The organism is Pseudoxanthomonas sp. 97-1-1 (genome assembly GCF_057773125.1).
In genome coordinates this window covers 539422-555796 of the sequence record NZ_JBYMTJ010000004.1, presented here as the reverse complement: position 1 = coordinate 555796, position 16375 = coordinate 539422, and the positions used below count along the sequence as shown (strand labels likewise).

Sequence of the window (16375 nt, the reverse complement as noted above, 5' to 3'; positions counted from 1 at the left end):
AAGTACTCCCATGCACGGTCTCAACCCCCCCCAATGCGCCGCCGTCCTTCACAGCAAGGGCCCCCTGCTCGTGCTCGCGGGCGCCGGCAGCGGCAAGACGCGCGTCATCGTGGAGAAGATCGCGCACCTGATCGCCGGCAACCATTTCCCGGCGCGCCGGATCGCGGCGATCACCTTCACCAACAAGTCCGCCAAGGAAATGCGCGAGCGCGTGTCCAAGCGGATCAAGGGCGACGCGGCCGAAGGGCTGACCATCTGCACGTTCCATGCGCTGGGGCTGAAGTTCCTGCAGATCGAACACGCGGCGGTGGGCTTGAAGCGCGGCTTCTCCATCTTCGACGCAGACGACGCCAACGCACAGGTCAAGGACCTGATGTACGGCGCCAAGCCCGACGACGTGGAAGCGGCGAAGAACCTGATCTCCCGCGCGAAGAACGCCGGCCTGTCGCCCGAAGAGGCCCTTGCCGAAGCGCGCACCAACCGCGAGAAGGAAGCCGCACTGCTGTACCAGCGCTACCAGGACCGGCTGACCACGTTCAATGCGGTGGACTTCGACGACCTGATCCGGCTGCCGGTGCAGGTGCTCGAGAACAACCCCGACATCGTCGCCGCGTGGCGGGAGCGCATCGGCTACCTGCTGGTGGACGAATGCCAGGACACCAACGACGCGCAGTACCGCCTGCTCAAGGCCATCGCCGGCGAGCGCGGCGACTTCACCTGCGTGGGCGACGACGACCAGAGCATCTATGCATGGCGCGGCGCGAACCCCGACAACCTGCTGCAGATGGCGAAGGACTACCCGGCACTGCAGATCGTCAAGCTGGAGCAGAACTACCGCTGCAGCAACCGCGTACTGCGCGCGGCGAATGCGCTGATCGCCAACAACCCGCACGAGCACCCCAAGAAGCTGTGGAGCGACCAGGCGGATGGCGAGCGCATCCGCGTGTGGGAATGCCGCGACAACGAGCACGAGGCGGAGAAGGTGGCCGCCGAGATCTCGTTCGTGCATGCGTCCAAGAGCGCGGCGTGGAGCGACTTCTGCATCCTGTTCCGCGGCAACCACCAGTCGCGCGCGCTGGAGAAGGCGTTGCAGCTGCTGCGCATCCCCTATCACCTGACCGGCGGCACCGCGTTCCTGGAGCGGCAGGAAGTGAAGGACGCGATGTCGTGGCTGCGCCTGCTGGTCAATCCGGACGACGACGCGGCCTTCCTGCGCGCAGTGCAATCACCGAAGCGCGAAGTCGGTGCGACCTCGCTGGCGAAGCTGGCCGAGATGGCGCAGCACGCGCACCTGCCGTTGTCGCGCGCAGCCGAGTCGATGGGCGCGCTGAAGGCGCTGCCACCGCGCGCAGCCAACGGCCTCAGTGCCTTCGTCGACATCATCCGCGACCTGCGCCGGCATGCCGAGGAACTGCCACCGGCCGACCTGGTGCGCCGGTTGAGCGAACGCTCCGGCCTGCTCGCCGACCTGCGCGCGCAGTGCAAGGACGAAGCCTCGTTCCAGCGTCGCCGCGCCAACCTGGACGAACTGGCGGACTGGTTCGAAGGGGGCCCGCGTGGCAGTTCGGCCGGCGACCTCGCCGCCCAGCTCGCGCTGCTGTCGCGCAACGACAAGGACGACGGCGGCAACCAGGTGCGCCTGATGAGCCTGCATGCGGCGAAGGGACTGGAGTTCCGCTACGTCTTCATCGTCGGTTGCGAGGACGGCACGCTGCCGCATGAGACCAGCGTGGAGGAAGGCAACCTGCAGGAGGAGCGGCGCCTGATGTACGTGGGCATCACCCGCGCGAAGGAACAGCTGTGGCTGAGCCACAATCGCGAGACGCGCCGCTTCGGCGAACGTCTGCGCCTGCAGCCCAGCCGCTTCATCGACGAACTGCCGGCCGACGAACTCCAGCGCGATGGCGCCGATCCCGCCGCCGACGCGGAACGCAAGAAAGAACGGGCCAGCGCCGGCCTGGCGGCGATCCAGGCGATGTTCGACTGACCCACGCCCCCCGCGCTTGCGCTACGCTGCGCGGCATCGCAGGCAGGCGGAGCGCGACATGACACGCGACAGCAGGATATGGCGGTGGGTCGGATTCCTGATCGCCTTCGTCGGCGTGGGCTTCCCCTACTGGCAACTCGCGCCGGAACTCGCCGGCTTGCCGCGCGCCCTCTACGGTCCAGGACTGGTGGCGGTCGGCGCGGTGGCCATGCTGCTGCGCGCATTCGGCACCGGACGTTTCCTGCCGCTGTGGCTGCTGATCGCGATGGCAGTGCCGGCCGCGGTCCTCGTGCGGCTCGGACTGGATGCCCGCCATGGCGTGGAAGGCCCCGGCCTGGCCGTCGCCGATGTGGCCGTGGGTCTCGGGCTGGGATTGGCAACGGCCCTGGTCGGCATGCTCATCGGCAGCCTCTTCCTGCTGCGCAGCAGCCGGCGCCCCGGGTGATGTCTTCCCCTCGACTTACTGACAGGGCTTGCCGATGACACCGCACCTGTCCGAGATCCGTCAGATCGCGATCACCGTCAGCGATGTGGAGGCCGCGCTGGGCTTCTATCGCGATGCACTGGGGCTGGCGTTCCTGTTCCAGCCCGCAGCACAGCTGGCATTCCTCGATGCCGGCGGCGTACGGCTGATGCTGACCACGCCGCAGGGCGCCGGTGCGGTGGGCGCGAACTCGATCCTCTACTTCACGGTGCAGGACATCGTCTCCACCCAGGCGGCGCTGGTCGCGCGCGGCGCGACGGAGGAGCGGCCACCGCAACTCGCCGCACGCATGCCGGACCACGAACTCTGGACCGGCTTCCTGCGCGATCCGGACGACAACCTGGTGGGGTTGATGGAAGAGAAACGCTGACCCGCGCCTGGCGCGCTCAACGCACCAGCGCGGGCGGTTCGCGGGCGGGTTCTGCGGGTGGCGGCTGTGGGGGCGCCACGTGCAGCGGCTGCTCCTCCCTCGCCGCCAGTTCCCTCGCGACATCCGCCTGGAACTGACGGGCCCACGGGCCACGAAGGTATTCGCTGACGACCGCCGACATCGGGTCACCGCCGTTTGCTGCTCCTGCCCGGGACGCCCGCTGCACGATCTCATTCAGCCCGGGCCAGGCGGACCGATCCCCTGCGTGGTCAACATCAGCGTCCCCAGCCTGCCCGGGCGCCCGCAACGATGGCCCGGTACGGCGCTCGACCCGCGCATCGAGCGCCTCGTCGATCGGCTCCTTGCGATTGCAATCGTCGACCACGCCGCGCCGGCATATATGCCCGGGCGCGAGATCGTCCAGGTGATCACGCGCGCCGTCCCGGTCGTAACCGCGCGTGCCGTACAGGCCCCCCATGTGCTGGTCGGAGCGGTGGATGACGAACTGTGCTGCGTCCTCGGGAACGGGTCGTTTCTCCAGATAGGGCCGGTCACTCAGCCGGTTGAGGAACTCCACGCCGAGATTGAAGCTCAGCGTGCCGAGGCCGTTGCGCTGATACGTGTCGCCGATGTCGCTATGGCTGCCCGCCACCCATGCGTTGTAGTTGCGATGGTCTTCACTGAAACCCGACGGCACATGCTCGCTGGATGGGAAAAGGTCGCGGCGCTCATGTTGTGCCGTGATCTGCAGTGTGGACAGGGTCGAAGGTGGCAGCCGCCGATCATGCTCCTCCACGCCCGTACCGACGGGGTCCAGCAGCAGGGCTACCTGCAACGTCCTGCCGGGTTCGACCAGCAGCGGACGGTCGGCGTACCGGATGCGTGTGACGAGCTCCTCATCGTCGCGCTCGACCTGCGCACCCAGCGGGTCACGGATCCCCCGCTCGTGCACCATGCTGCAGGGCGGCAATTTCCTCCGCCCCGCGACTGAACCCGACACCTGCGATCCGGATCTGCGCTTGGGGATCTTCTTCGATCCATTTCTTGGCCTGCAGGCAGAGCTGCAGATAGGCTGTCTCGACCCGCTCGTCGAAGCTATGGCCGAAGCGGCCGTCCGACCACTTCTCCGGCAGTTTCAGGAGCCCATTTTGGGTGTAGGTGCCTTCGACGTAGCCTGTCGCAATGTTGCGGACCCCCTCGTCCTCAAGCGCCCTGAGCTGAAGATGGATCTTCGCTACGGCGCTCCAGCTCTCCTGCTTGTCGTCGAACAGACTGTTCCCGGTTCCATCCATCGCCGCAACATAGAGTCGCTCATGTGGTCGGTCGCTGTGCAGCAGCACTGGAATGCGCATGTGCCCAACATCATTCTCCGCTGCATCATAGCTGTCGCGGCCGACTTCACCTGCCAGTTCCACGTCCACGCCACCATCGCGGCGGCCTGACTGACTTGAACCCATGACGAGCACTCCTTGCTCAGTAGGTGCGACTGAATACCTTGATCAGATCATCGCGGAAATCACTATGAGGGCGATCCAGGAACCGGGGCTTCTTCAACGCAATCATGTCCCGCATGTACACATTGATGGTGCGGTCGTTGACTTCGAGAATGATCCCGGGCGTTCCGCTTGATGCCGGATCCAGCGCATCCTCCCGTGCAACATGGTGGCGGATAAGCTCATCCTTGAAGATCTCGCCGATATCGATCTCCGCCTCAAGCGGGGTCCCGTCCCTCGATCGCCACGTAACTTTGGCGGGCGGCGGAAAGTTGCCGATGGGTCCCATGCTTGCTGTCATGTTGTCGGGATACCGCGACCCCAGCGCTTCGGATGAAGACTGCAACTTCGCCTCGGGATCATCGGCGCGCACCCTGCCGCCATACACCACGCGACAGCCATACGTGCTGTACGTCGACACACTGAACCTGTGTGCCCTGAACTTCAGCGGCCACTCCGCCCCCACATTGCTGTACCCGCCTTCCGGCGATTCCGTGGGAGCACTGGAAGGTGGTGGTGTGGACATGGTGGCGTGGCATCCTGTCGTGGCAACGGAGATCAGCGCGCTGGTAGCGAAGCTCCGGAGAAGGCGTCGTTCCATGATGGCATTCCTAGCCTGTCGGCGATGCCGACGTTAGCGTGGGTTGGCGGTGCCTGCAATCATCGCTGGAAGATATTCACATGAACCTGCTCTCTCATTTCCCGCGCGCCAGATGTGCGATCAATGCGAAAGCAGGAATGTGAGAAGTACGGGAGAAACATGCACATGGCGAGCGATGCACGACTGACACTGCTGGCGTCGTACAACCAATGGATGAACCGGCGCCTGTACGATGCGGTGGCGACATTGCCGCATGACACGCTGGCTGCGGATCGTGGCGCCTTCTTCGGCTCCATCCTCGGTACGCTCAACCATCTGGTCGTCACCGACACGATCTGGCTCAAGCGGTTCGCTGCTGCGCCCGGCGCTGCCGCAGTGCTTGCGGCGCTGGACGACACGCCGATGCCGACGGCGCTGGATGCCATGCCGTACCAGACGCTTTCCGTGCTGCGCGAGCGGCGCGATTGGCTGGACGCCATGATCCTGCGATGGGTGGGCACCCTCACGCCGACGCAGTTGTCAGCCCGCCTGACCTATGTCAACACGAAGGGAACGGCCTTCACGCGCAGCGCCGAAGGCCTGCTCACGCACCTGTTCAACCACCAGACCCATCACCGTGGGCAGGTCACCACGCTGCTGTCGCAGGCAGGCGTGGATGTGGGCGTGACCGATCTGCTGGCGCTGGTACCGGAAGAAGGCTGACGCTCAGCTTTCGCGCGTCGCAAGCAGGCCGGCCAATTGTTCGCGCAAGGCGGCGACCTCGCCCTCCAGGGCCGCGACGCGTGCTTCGAGTTCTGCATTCGCGGGTTCGCCAGCGAGCGAAGCCGACGGCAGCCGTGCCGCGATCGCCGCCACGTCCACCGGTCCACTGAGCAGATGCATGTAACGATCTTCCCGCTGGCCGGGCCCGCGCGGGATCTGCACGACCAGCGCAGGCTCGCGCTGGATCAGGCGTTCGAGGTGATGGCGCACGTCATCGGCATCGGCGAACTTGCACAGCCGCTCACTGCGCGCGAGCAGTTCGTGCACGGTCTGCGCGCCGCGCAGCATCAGCAAGCCCAGCAGCACCGCCTGCTGTTGCGGAATGCCGAAGAAGGCCGCCGTTCGATGCTCGTAGCGCTCGGCGCGCGAGGAGAACACCTGCTTCGCCAACCCCTTCTGCTCCAGCTGACGCAACGCGTGGTTCACCGCGCCATGGTCCAGCGCCATGACCGGATCGCGCGCGGTCTTCTGGTTGGCCGCGACCTGCGCGGCGTTGACCGTCAGCGGATAGGTCTCCGGCGTGGTGGCTTCCTTCTCGATCAGGCAGCCCAGCAAACGGGCCTCGGCGGCATTCAGTACGGGCGCGGTGTCTTCCATGGGGAAACAGTTGTCGGATGCGAGGGCGTGCAGGATAACCCGTGTCCCGGACGGCGCCGGACACCGACTGCAACACAGGTCCGCTAGAATCCACGCACCTAGAAGACCGGATTGCCCATGCGCGTTTCCCTGCTCGCCGCCGGCCTGGCGGCTTCGTTGCTGACCCTGTCCGCGTGCAAGCGCACCGAACCCGCAGCTGCGCCCGCCGAAGCCACGGCACCCCCCACGGCCACGACACCGGCGAAGCCCACCGGCGCGCACGACAACCTCAACGCGGTGGCGTGGGTGCAGACCTCGGTGGAATACCGCGCCATCACCACCCAGACCTTCCGCGCCGCTGCCGATCACCTGGATGCCGCACTGAAGGAAAAGAACTGGGATGCGCTGGTGCCCGACGAGCGCGGCAACGCCGCCACCGGACTGAAGCCGGCCGTGGTGATGGATGTGGACGAGACGGTATTGGACAACTCGCCCTACCAGGCCCGCCTGATCCGGGACGGCAAGGAATACGACGAGATCAGCTGGGACCAGTGGGTGGCCGAGAAGAAGGCCAAGCCGCTGCCGGGCGTGGTGGATTTCGCCAAGGCCGCTGCCGAGAAGGGCGTGACCATCCTGTATATCTCGAACCGCGCCGTGCACCTGAAGGAGGCCACGCTGGCCAACCTGCGCGAAGCGGGCCTGCCCGTGGCCGACGACAGCGTGTTCCTCGGCCTGGGCACGGTGCTGCAAGGCTGCGAGCAGAACGGCAGCGAGAAGAACTGTCGGCGCCGCCTGGCCGGGCAGCAGTACCGCGTGCTTATGCAGTTCGGCGACCAGATCGGTGACTTCGTGCAGGTGGAAGCCAACACCCGCGACGGCCGCCAGGCCTTGTTCGACGAATACGACGACTGGTTCGGCGAGCGCTGGTGGATGCTGCCCAACCCGACCTACGGCTCGTGGGAGCCGGCGCTGTTCAACAACGCCTGGGACCAGCCACCCGCCGCACGCACGCAGGCCAAGCGCGACGCGCTGGATTACGCGCCGTGAGTCCGCGTGGCCCGGTCGCGCTGACCGCGCGCGAGCGACTGATCTTCGCGCTGGACGCACCCTCCGGCGCCGACGCGCTGGCCTGGGTGGACCGCTTGGGCGATGCGGTGCAGTTCTACAAGATCGGCATGGAGCTGCTGGCGAGCGGCGACTACTTCACCGTGCTGGACGAGCTCGCTCGCCGCGACAAGCGCGTGTTCGTCGACCTGAAGTTCTTCGACATCCCCGCCACCGTGGCCGGCGTGATCCGTGGCCTGTCGCGCTGGCCGGTGACCTACGCGACCATCCATGGCTGGCACGCCGGGATGATGGAAGCCGCCGCCGAGGCCCGGGGCGGCGACCTGCGGCTGCTCGCGGTGACCGTGCTGACCTCGATGGACGGCGGCGACCTGCGCGCCATGGGCATCGCCAGCGATGATCCGGCCAGGATCGTCGTCCAGCGCGCGCTTGCGGCGCAGGGTGCCGGCATCGATGGCGTGATCTGCTCCGGCCAGGAGGCCGGCATGATCCGCGCCGCCACCGGTCCCGATTTCTCCATCGTGTGTCCCGGTATCCGGCCGGGGGGGCCGGCAGGCGACGACCAGAAGCGCACCGTCGGCGTGGCCGAAGCGTTCGCGCTGGGCGCGGACGCGATCGTGGTGGGCCGGCCGATCAGCAAGGCGAGCGATCCGCGCTCGGCAGCCGAGGCCATTCAGGTCGAGATCGTCCAGGCACTCCAATAAAATCAATAAGATAAATCAAGTTATTTCAGGTATTGCCTTAGCATTCGGGCGCAGGTAGGCTGTGCGCATCCGGCCTTCGGCCGGAGATGTGCCACAACACTTCGTCCTCCGGCTTCGGTCGGACTTCAGGAGGTCCGCGGCGTCGCAAGACACCCGGCCTCCTTTTTTATTGCCCGCAAGGCAAGTTGCGACGGCCATGCTTGCCGCTCTCCCCCGACTGACGTGAAGATGCGGGAAGACTGGGGAGTCACCGCATCATGTCCACGCCGTCCGCGTCCCTGCTACGCGCGCTGGCCGCCTTCGGGCTGTCGCTTGTCCTGCTGGCCGCCTGCAAACGCGAACCCGAAGAGCTGGCCGGCGCCGCCAGCGAACCCGCCGCCGCCGTGCGCCAGTTGGCAACCCACCTGCAGCGCAACGACCTGGTGGCCTTCGCGCGCGACGCCGTTCCCGCTGACGTGCATGCACGGTTGGACGCTGCCTGGCGACAGGGCCACAGTCGCTGGCCGCTGACCGAGCTGCCACTGGACGACAAGCTGGTGCCGATGCTGGCCGCGCTGGCCGCAAAGGATTCGGAAAAGACGCTGCAACGCAGCTTCGACCGACAGTTCGGGCGGCAGGACCGGGACCTGAAGGAGGCCGCGCGCACGCTGGGCCTGTTCGGCGTGCAGTACGTGAAGAACGAAGGCGACTACACGCAGGAAGAACGCGACCACTACGCGCAGGTCATCGCCGCGCTGGGCGAGTGGGCGCAACAGGCGCCCTTGGGCGACCCGGCGCTGGCACGGACCACGCTGGCCCGGCTCGCACCCGCCGCCCGCACCAGCGGCCTGACCAGCGAAGACGCCCTGAGCCAGGCCGGCATGCAGGCCAGCCTGCAGCGGCTGACGCCCTTCTTCATCGAGACCAAGGCCAGCTTCGCCCGCTACGGGCTGCCCCTGGATGCGACCTTCGCCGACCTGCGCACCGGCCTGGTCGAACAGAAGGGCGACACCGCCACGGTGCGGATCCACTATCCGTTGGCCGAACGCGAGATCGACACCGTGGTCAGCCTGACCCGGCGCGGCGGGCAGTGGTACCTGACCGACTACCTCCGCCATGCCGAGGGCGTGCTGAAGGCAGTGCCTGCGCCTCCGGTCGCGCCACCTGCAATCGATACCCCTCCGGGCCCGCCGCCGGGCAGTGGCGGCCCGACGCCCTAGGCAGTGGCATCCGCGCACCCGGGAACCCTGTTGCCGTCGCAGGGCCCACCTGGCCGGTCCCGATGGACAGAGGGCGCCTGCCTGAACCTGTAACCGCTTCCCAGCCGGTCACGGGCGTGCGCCATAATGCGCCGGATGCCTGAACAGAATCCCCTGCCGTTCCCGGACGCCCCGAAACCGACGCCGCCGGAGAAGACCCCGGGTGCGACGGACCCCGCCGCGCCCGGAAACACCCCGGACACCCAGGTGGTCGCCGATGCGCCCGTCACGGCGGGTGTCCCGATGACGCCGCCCGCCCATCGCCAGGCCAAGCGGCCGTTGTGGGCGCGCCTGCTCGGCCGAGTGGCCGATCCGTGGCTGGCACTGAACATCGAACCCGAATCGCCGGGTGGCCTGCTGGACGGACGCCCGGTCTGCTACGTGCTGGAAGACTACGGCCTGTCCAATGCGCTGATCCTGGACCGCGCCTGCCGCGATGCCGGCCTGCCCTCGCCCTTGGTACCGCTGCCGGTCGGCGGCAACCCGCTCGGCCGCAAGCGCGCCTACGTGGCGCTGTCGCGCCGCAACGCCAGCACACTGATCCCCGACCAGGTCAGCGCCAAGACCCATTCCGGTTCGCTGGCCAAGCTGTTGCAGGCGCATCGGGCCAACCCCGGGCTGGACGTGCAACTGGTGCCGGTGTCGATCTTCGTCGGCCGCGCGCCGGACAAGCAGAGCGGCTGGTTCTCGGTGCTGTTCTCCGAGAACTGGGCCATCGTCGGCCGCTTCCGCCGCCTGCTGGCGATCCTGCTCAACGGCCGCGGCACCATCGTGCGGTTCGCGCCGCCCGTCTCGCTGCGCGGCACGGTCGATGAAGGCCTGGAACCGGAACGCACCGTGCGCAAGCTGTCGCGCGTGCTGCGTACGCACTTCCACCGCATCCGCGAAGCCATCATCGGCCCCGACCTGTCCACGCGCCGCCTGCTGGTGGACCAGGTGCTGGCCGCCGAACCGGTGAAGGAAGCCATCGTCGAGCAGGCACGCCGCGACAAGTCCAAGCCCGAGGACGCGTGGAAGAAGGCGCACGCGTATGCCTGGGAAATCGCCGCCGATTACTCCAACCCGGTGGTCCGCTCGGCCAGCTTCCTCCTGAGTCACGTCTGGAACCAGATCTACGACGGCGTGCTGGTCCACCACCTGGACAAGTTCAAGGAAGCCGCGCCCGGCCACGAAGTCGTCTACGTGCCCTGCCACCGCAGCCACATGGACTACCTGCTGCTGTCGTACCTGCTGTACGAACGCGGCATCGTGCCGCCGCACATCGCGGCGGGCATCAACCTCAACCTGCCGGTGGTGGGCACGCTGCTGCGCAAGGGCGGCGCGTTCTTCATGCGCCGCAGCTTCCGCGGCAACCCGCTGTACTCGGCGGTGTTCACCGAATACGTGGCGCAGCTGGTGTCCGGCGGCTACTCACTGGAATACTTCATCGAAGGCGGACGCTCGCGCACCGGCCGGCTGCTGCCGCCGAAGGGCGGCATGATCTCGATGACGCTGCGCGCGTTCCTGCGCCAGCCGCGCAAGCCGGTGCTGTTCCAGCCGGTCTACATCGGTTACGAAAAGCTGCTCGAAGGCACCAGCTACCTGGACGAACTGAGTGGCAGGCCGAAGGAAAAGGAATCCATCTGGGCCGTGCTGTGGGGCATCCCAAAGGTGTTGCGGCAGAACTACGGCCAGGTGGTGGTGAACTTCGGCGAACCCATTCCGTTGAACGACGCCCTGGCCAAGTACGCGCCCGAGTGGGACGGCACGCCGGTGGGCGAAGAGGAAAAGCCCGCGTGGCTGTCCGAGATCGTGGATGCGCTGGCCCAGCAGATCCAGGTCAACATCAACCGCGCCGCCGACGTGAACCCGATCAACCTGCTGGCGCTGGCGCTGCTGTCCACGCCCAAGCACGCGATGGGCGAAGCCGACCTGATCGCTCAGATCGAACTGTCCAAGACGCTGCTGGCGGAACTGCCGTATTCCGACCGCGTGACCGTCACCCCGCACTCGCCCGACCGCATCATCTCCCATGCCGAGGAGATCAACATGCTGCAGCGGATCAAGCATCCGCTGGGCGATGTGCTGAGCGTGGACGACGATACTGCCGTCTTGCTGAGCTACTACCGCAACAACGTGCTGCACCTGTTCACGGCCTCGTCGTGGATCGCCTGCTGCTTCCAGAACAACCGCCGCATGAGCCGTGCCGGCGTGCTGCGCCTGGGCCGCACGCTGTATCCGTTCCTGCAGGAAGAGCTGTTCCTGCCATGGAGCGAGGACGAGTTCGCCGAACGCATGGAACGCACCATCGAGGTGTTCATCCGCGAGGGCCTGCTGCAGCAGGTCAACGACGACGATGGTGGCATCCTGGCGCGCAGCGCCGGCCAGACCGACGAAGTGTTCCGCCTGCGCGCGATCGGCCACTCGCTGCAGCAGGCGTTCGAGCGCTACTACATCGCCATCTCGGTACTGGTGAAGAACGGCCCGGGCACGCTGGGCGCCGCCGAGCTGGAGAGCCTGTGCCAGCAGGCCGCACAGCGCCTGAGCCTGCTGTACGCGCCCGCCGCGCCGGAATTCTTCGACAAGACCCTGTTCCGCGGCTTCATCCAGAAACTGCGCGAACTGAAACTGGTGTGGCCCGACGAGAACAGCAAGCTGCTGTTCGACGAACGCCTGGACGCCTGGGCACGCGACGCCAAGGCCATCCTCGGCCGCGAACTGCGCCACACCATCGAGAAGGTCAGTCCGGAAGCCGCCAAACCGGCCGAGCCGACACCGACGCCGCCGGACTGAGGTCCTGCTACCGGAAGCTGATGGTCATGCCCGCCGCATCATGCGGGAGCTGACCAGCCGGTTTCGTTTCCGCATGGCGGCGCCGCTCAGGACACCGCATTGAACGAGCGCGTCAGCCATGCCTTCGCCGGCAATGCGCGCGAGGGATCGCGTATCAGGCGGTGCAGCGGCGAGCCGCATTCGGACAGATAGGGCTCGTCCTCGATCACCAGCACCATCCGCAGCAGGTCCACGCCGCCCGGCAGGATGGCCGGGGGCAGGTACTCGCGGAAGCCATAGTGCTCGAACACATCGTGCAGGAACGGCTCGCATGCCAGCAGACAGAACTGGATGCGGTTTTCCTGCGCCCAGCGGTACGCCTCTTCCATCAACCGGTCCACCACCGGCTTGCTGCGCTGGTCGGCCTGCACGGCGAAACGCGTACCCACCGCGACCTGCGCCAGGGGCCAGGAGCGCGCGAAGGCGTCGATCTGGAACAGGCTGCCGTACTCCACCTGCACGGCCAGCGGCGCGAAGTCGTGCAGGCGCAGGGTGGCGATCGCCTGCGTACCTTTTTCCACCGCCAGCGTGGTGCCGCACGCGTCCAGACCGTCGGTGACACGCTTGCTCCGGTCGCCGAACTGGCCCCGCTCGTGGAAATACACCTCGCGCCGCAGGCGCGGCACGTCGCCCAGGGAATCGCCCGGCGCGAAGCGATGCGTGCGCAGGCCCAGCCCGGCCATCGCCTCGTCCGCCGACGCTGCCACCAGTCGTGCCTCGCGGGCCGACGATGGCGTGCGGTGATTGAACGGTTTGTCCTGCTCCATGCCACTCCCTCGCCCCGGCGCCGGAGGCGCACGCAGCCAGTCATTGGGAACCGCGGCGCCGGCAGGACGGCAAACGGTCAGTCGTAGGGAAAACCCCCACGCCGGGAAATCAAGCAAGCATCGGGCCAACTGTGCCGATCGCCCCGGAAGGGAACCACGGGGGCCACGGACGGGTATTTCAGGCTTCTGGCGACCCCGACGTGCGGGACGCACGCGTCCGCGCCGGCAGGGGGTGACGCACAGCGTCAGATCCGGGCTGTCGCGCGGCGCGCGGGCTCAGGCCGGCTCGTCGGGAATCAACGCGCTCTCCAGCCGCGCGATGCAGTCCTTCAGCCACAGCTTGCGCTTCTTCAGGCGCTTGATCGCCACCTCGTCGGCGTCGGCATCATCCACCAGGCGCGCAATCGCCTCGTCCAGCTCGCGGTGCTCGAGCTTGAGTTCGGTGACCTTCTGGGTGATGTCGGCGGGGTTGCTGATCTCCACGCGGCGAGCGTACACCGGCGGCGGCAAGGGCGTCACCGCACCCCGGTACAATGACGTCCATGAGTACCGTCCTGCCCTTGCCCGACCCCGTCCTGCGCCGCCCTGCCGCCGATCCGCGCCGCGCCGCGCACGAACAGGGCAAGCTGGCCAAGCGGTTGCGCCGCCAGGTGGGCCAGGCGATCGCCGACTTCGGCATGATCGAGGAGGGCGACAAGGTCATGGTGTGCCTGTCCGGAGGCAAGGACAGCTACACGATGCTGGACATCCTGCTGCAACTGCAGAAGAAGGCGCCGGTCAGCTTCGAACTGGTCGCGGTCAACCTGGACCAGAAGCAGCCGGACTTTCCCGAGCACGTGCTGCCGGAATACCTAGAACGTGCGGGCGTGCCGTACCACATCATCGAGCAGGACACGTATTCGGTGGTCAGCCGGGTGATCCCGGAAGGCAAGACCATGTGTTCGCTGTGCTCGCGCCTGCGCCGTGGCGCGCTGTACAGCTACGCCGAGGAGAACGGCTTCACCAAGATCGCGTTGGGCCATCACCGCGACGACCTGGTGGCCACGTTCTTCCTGAACATGTTCTTCCACGCCAAGCTCTCCGGCATGCCGCCCAAGCTGCTGTCCGACAACGGCAGGCACGTGGTGATCCGCCCGCTGGCCTATGTGCGCGAAGACGACATCGCCCAGTACGCCGAGGCGAAGGCATTCCCCATCATCCCCTGCAACCTGTGCGGCAGCCAGGAGAACCTGCAGCGCAAGCAGGTCAAGAGGATGATGGATGCGTGGGAGCGCGAGACGCCCGGCCGCATCGAGACCATCGCGCGCGCGCTGGGCGATATCCGCCCGTCGCAGCTCAGCGATCCGAACCTGTTCGATTTCCTCTCCCTGGGCCACCGCGACGGCGCCGCCTTGCCCGATGCGCAGGCATGGCTGGCGGGCGAACCGCACCCCACCTCGGCGGACGAGGACACCTGACCTCGCCACACGCCCGCCGTCATCCTGGCAAAAGCTGGATCCTTGCAGTTGCGCTCCAGCGGGCTGACGGACAGCAGAAGCAGAATGGATCCCGGTCTTGGCCGGGACGGCGGGCAAAGCAACAACGCGCATCCCCCTCATTTACCGGACCCTGATTCCCTGATGTTCTTTCGCAACCTGACCCTGTTCCGCTTCCCGACTTCGCTGGATTTCTCCCAACTCGACGAACTGCTTCCCGAAGCCGTACTCAAGCCGGTCGGCCCACTCGAACTGTCCTCGCGCGGTTTCATCTCGCCGTTCGGCCGCAATGACGACACGTTGTCCCACCGCATCAACGACGCGATCTGGCTGAGCGTGGGTGGCGAGGACAAGATCCTGCCCGGCGCCGTGGTCAACGACCTGCTGCAGAAGAAGCTGCAGGAAATCGAGGCGAAGGAAGGCCGCAAGCCCGGTGGCAAGACCCGCAAGCGACTGAAGGACGACCTGCTGCATGAACTGCTGCCGCGCGCCTTCGTCAAACCCTCGCGCACCGACGCGCTGATCGACCTGGAGCACGGCTTCATCGCCGTCGATGCGTCGTCGCGCAAGACCGGCGAGAACGTGGTGTCGGAAGTCCGACGCGCGCTGGGCAGCTTCCCCGCGCTGCCGCTGAATGCCGAAGTGGCGCCGCGCAGCGTGCTGACCGGCTGGATCGCCGGCGAACCGCTGCCGGAAGGTCTGTCGCTGGGCGAGGAGTGCGAGCTGAAGGACGCGATGGAAGGCGGCGCGGTGGTGAAGTGCCAGAACCAGGACCTACAAAGCGACGAGATCGCCAAGCACCTGGACGCCGGCAAACAGGTCACCAAGCTGGCGCTGGTGCTGGACGACCACGTGTCGTTCGTCCTCGGCGAGGACCTGATCGTGCGCAAGCTGAAGTTCCTCGACGGCGCGGTCGACCAGCTCGAGAACACCGAGCACGACGACCTGCGCGCCGAACTGGATGCCCGCTTCGCACTGATGTCCGGCGAAGTGAAGCGCCTGTTCCTGGTGCTGGAGCACGCGCTCAAGCTCAGCAAGGCGGATTGAGCCATCCAGGGAAGCGGGATCGGGTGCGGCTGAATCGCATCCGCCACCTCCAGCCCGCGCATGCCCACTACAATCGTGGGCATGCCTTCGCTGCACTCTCTCCTGATCGCCCGCGCGCCACGCAGCGTCGAACGGGACACCATCACCCTGGAACTCGATGACGGACGCATACTGGACGTGCAACGCGTCCGTGATCCGCGCGCGAAGCGCCTCAAGCTCAGCGTCGACGAGCGCGGTGCGCGCCTGACGCTCCCCCTGCGCGCCAGCCTGGTGGCGGGAGACCGCTTCCTGCAGCAACACCGCGACTGGCTCGCAGCGCAGCTCACCCGGCATGCGCCGGACGACGGGGACGACACACTGGTGCCCGGCCAGACCGATCGCCTGCCGCTGCGGGGCGAGTATCTGCCGCTCCAGTGGCATGAGGGCCGTTACGCGCGCATCGAGCGGGTCGGTGATGCGCTGCACATGCACACGACGTCGCGGACCAGTGCTACCAGCCTGCAGCGCACCCTGCGTGCCTTCTATGAAGCGCAGGCGCGGGCCGACATCGGCCGCTGGCTGCCCGGTTATCTGGCGGGATTGCCACGCGCACCCCGGCAGATCCGGCTTAAGACCATGTCGTCCCAGTGGGGCTCACTGGCTCCCGACGGGACGCTGGCACTGGATCTGGCCCTCGTGCTGGGGCGGCCTTCGGCGTTCGAATACGTGCTCGTCCACGAGCTGTGCCACCTGCTGCAGGCCAACCATTCGCCGGCCTTCTGGCAGGAAGTGGAAGCGCGCTTCCCCGCCTGGCGCGACGAGCGCGCCTATTTCCATGCCGAGGGCCGCCGCCTGAAAGCACGACTGCACAGGCTGCTGGCCACCCCCTGACACCGGCCTGCGAACCCGCAGACGTCCGGCGCCGATGTCCGGAATGAGACATGCATCACGAATCAAGAAGACATGCCGGAGATGGCAGGTCCCGCACGGAGAGCGGACCTGCACTCCGGCACCTC

The 16375-nt window shown here is 67.1% G+C and carries 17 protein-coding genes; 11 read left to right on the top strand and 6 right to left on the bottom strand.

Features of this window, described 5'->3' with window-relative positions; all coding sequences use genetic code 11:
- Positions 1-10 precede the first annotated feature (10 nt).
- From AC3DET_RS17730 to AC3DET_RS17720, 3 genes are read left to right on the top strand one after another with little or no spacing between them, the layout of a single operon-like run.
- Entirely contained in the window at positions 11-1987 is a 1977-nt protein-coding gene (locus AC3DET_RS17730) for a UvrD-helicase domain-containing protein (protein ID WP_488392483.1), read from the top strand.
- A 58-nt stretch (positions 1988-2045) separates the two neighbouring features.
- Positions 2046-2432, top strand: coding sequence for a hypothetical protein (locus AC3DET_RS17725; protein ID WP_488392482.1), 387 nt, complete (start codon positions 2046-2048; stop codon positions 2430-2432).
- A 34-nt stretch (positions 2433-2466) separates the two neighbouring features.
- Entirely contained in the window at positions 2467-2841 is a 375-nt protein-coding gene (locus AC3DET_RS17720; protein ID WP_488392481.1) for a VOC family protein, read from the top strand.
- Positions 2842-2857: 16 nt separating this feature from the next.
- On the opposite strand, the gene AC3DET_RS17715 is transcribed toward AC3DET_RS17720, so the two are convergent.
- Genes AC3DET_RS17715 through AC3DET_RS17705 form a run of 3 tightly spaced genes read right to left on the bottom strand, consistent with a single transcriptional unit; the run spans position 2858 to position 4935 of the window.
- Positions 2858-3796, bottom strand: a complete 939-nt coding sequence (locus tag AC3DET_RS17715) for a hypothetical protein (protein ID WP_488392480.1) — start codon at positions 3794-3796, stop codon at positions 2858-2860.
- On the bottom strand, positions 3771-4298 hold the full coding sequence (locus AC3DET_RS17710) for a phospholipase effector Tle1 domain-containing protein (protein ID WP_488392479.1): 528 nt from the start codon (positions 4296-4298) through the stop codon (positions 3771-3773). Before AC3DET_RS17710 ends, AC3DET_RS17715 begins: the two co-directional genes overlap by 26 nt.
- 16 nt (positions 4299-4314) lie before the next feature.
- Entirely contained in the window at positions 4315-4935 is a 621-nt protein-coding gene (locus AC3DET_RS17705) for a hypothetical protein (protein ID WP_488392478.1), read from the bottom strand.
- 159 nt (positions 4936-5094) lie between these two features.
- Here AC3DET_RS17705 and AC3DET_RS17700 point away from each other — a divergent pair, with 159 nt between their 5' ends.
- Positions 5095-5637 (top strand): DinB family protein, encoded by a 543-nt coding sequence (locus tag AC3DET_RS17700; RefSeq protein WP_488392477.1) that lies wholly within the window; start codon positions 5095-5097, stop codon positions 5635-5637.
- 3 nt (positions 5638-5640) lie between these two features.
- Here AC3DET_RS17700 and AC3DET_RS17695 read toward each other — a convergent pair whose 3' ends face one another.
- Positions 5641-6294, bottom strand: coding sequence for a YceH family protein (locus tag AC3DET_RS17695; RefSeq protein WP_488392476.1), 654 nt, complete (start codon positions 6292-6294; stop codon positions 5641-5643).
- 117 nt (positions 6295-6411) lie between these two features.
- Here AC3DET_RS17695 and AC3DET_RS17690 point away from each other — a divergent pair, with 117 nt between their 5' ends.
- The 4 genes from AC3DET_RS17690 (at position 6412) to plsB (ending at position 12052) form a co-directional block, all read left to right on the top strand.
- Positions 6412-7320 (top strand): 5'-nucleotidase, lipoprotein e(P4) family, encoded by a 909-nt coding sequence (locus AC3DET_RS17690; RefSeq protein WP_488392475.1) that lies wholly within the window; start codon positions 6412-6414, stop codon positions 7318-7320.
- A complete protein-coding gene (gene pyrF, locus AC3DET_RS17685) occupies positions 7317-8042 on the top strand; it encodes an orotidine-5'-phosphate decarboxylase (protein WP_488392474.1) in 726 nt (241 codons plus the stop codon). Before AC3DET_RS17690 ends, pyrF begins: the two co-directional genes overlap by 4 nt.
- A gap of 257 nt (positions 8043-8299) precedes the next feature.
- Entirely contained in the window at positions 8300-9241 is a 942-nt protein-coding gene (locus AC3DET_RS17680) for a hypothetical protein (protein WP_488392473.1), read from the top strand.
- A gap of 126 nt (positions 9242-9367) precedes the next feature.
- Entirely contained in the window at positions 9368-12052 is a 2685-nt protein-coding gene (gene plsB / locus AC3DET_RS17675) for a glycerol-3-phosphate 1-O-acyltransferase PlsB (protein WP_488392472.1), read from the top strand.
- A gap of 86 nt (positions 12053-12138) precedes the next feature.
- Here the strand turns inward: plsB and AC3DET_RS17670 are convergent, their stop codons facing one another.
- Together AC3DET_RS17670 and AC3DET_RS17665 are read right to left on the bottom strand one after the other, a co-directional pair.
- The gene (locus AC3DET_RS17670) at positions 12139-12858 is read right to left on the bottom strand and encodes an N-acyl amino acid synthase FeeM domain-containing protein (protein WP_192203264.1); all 720 of its coding nucleotides are present in this window, start codon (positions 12856-12858) and stop codon (positions 12139-12141) included.
- Positions 12859-13134: 276 nt separating this feature from the next.
- Entirely contained in the window at positions 13135-13368 is a 234-nt protein-coding gene (locus AC3DET_RS17665) for a YdcH family protein (RefSeq protein WP_225591212.1), read from the bottom strand.
- Between the two features lie 23 nt (positions 13369-13391).
- Between AC3DET_RS17665 and ttcA the strand changes: the two genes are divergently transcribed.
- The 3 genes from ttcA (at position 13392) to AC3DET_RS17650 (ending at position 16250) form a co-directional block, all read left to right on the top strand.
- Positions 13392-14315 (top strand): tRNA 2-thiocytidine(32) synthetase TtcA, encoded by a 924-nt coding sequence (gene ttcA / locus AC3DET_RS17660; RefSeq protein ID WP_488392471.1) that lies wholly within the window; start codon positions 13392-13394, stop codon positions 14313-14315.
- 162 nt (positions 14316-14477) lie between these two features.
- A complete protein-coding gene (locus AC3DET_RS17655; RefSeq protein ID WP_488392470.1) occupies positions 14478-15380 on the top strand; it encodes a recombination-associated protein RdgC in 903 nt (300 codons plus the stop codon).
- A gap of 81 nt (positions 15381-15461) precedes the next feature.
- A complete protein-coding gene (locus tag AC3DET_RS17650) occupies positions 15462-16250 on the top strand; it encodes a YgjP family zinc-dependent metalloprotease (protein WP_488392469.1) in 789 nt (262 codons plus the stop codon).
- Positions 16251-16375: the final 125 nt, after the last annotated feature.